At 53.8% G+C, this 556-nt stretch carries 1 protein-coding gene; it reads right to left on the bottom strand.

All coding sequences use genetic code 11. The features are described from left to right. On the bottom strand, positions 1–513 hold a 513-nt coding region (locus ACTHUM_RS18205; protein WP_440403710.1), incomplete at its 3' end, for a thiazole synthase. Positions 514–556 lie beyond the last annotated feature (43 nt).

Genomic DNA, 556 nt, shown 5'->3' with positions numbered 1-556 from the left:
GACTTTCAGCGCATAAGCATGAACCGCGCCCAAACCCGTGCCAATCGGCGCCGCCCACGGCATCAACGCCTGACAGCCTGCGTCAAGCAGTCGGCGGCAGGCAATCAGGTCTTCGGTGCAATAAGGCAGCACTTTAAAGCCGTCTTTAATCAGAATTTCCGCCGCTTCAACCAGTTGGAACACATCCGGCTGCAAGGTGTCATCATCGCCGATGAGTTCGAGCTTGATCCAATCGGTATCAAACACTTCGCGTGCCATTTGTGCAGTAGTTACGGCTTCCTGCACACTTTGGCAGCCTGCGGTATTGGGCAACACAGGTACGCCCATTTCTTCCAACAATGACCAAAAGCCCTGCCCGTGCGCTTCGCCGCCGCTGCCGGCGCGGCGTAACGAAACGGTAATCATCGCCGGTTGCGCGATTTGAACAGACTGCTTGAGGATTTCCGGCGTCGGATAAGCAGCCGTACCGAGCAGCAGCCGTGAAGGGAAAGTTTCTCCGTATAGGGTAAACATGATGGATTCCTTTGTAATATTTTTTAGATTTTAAGCATAAGGC

It is taken from the genome of Neisseria sp. P0021.S006 (assembly GCF_051956895.1).
Note: the sequence above shows the minus strand (reverse complement) of the source record. Positions and strands in the feature narration are given on the sequence as shown.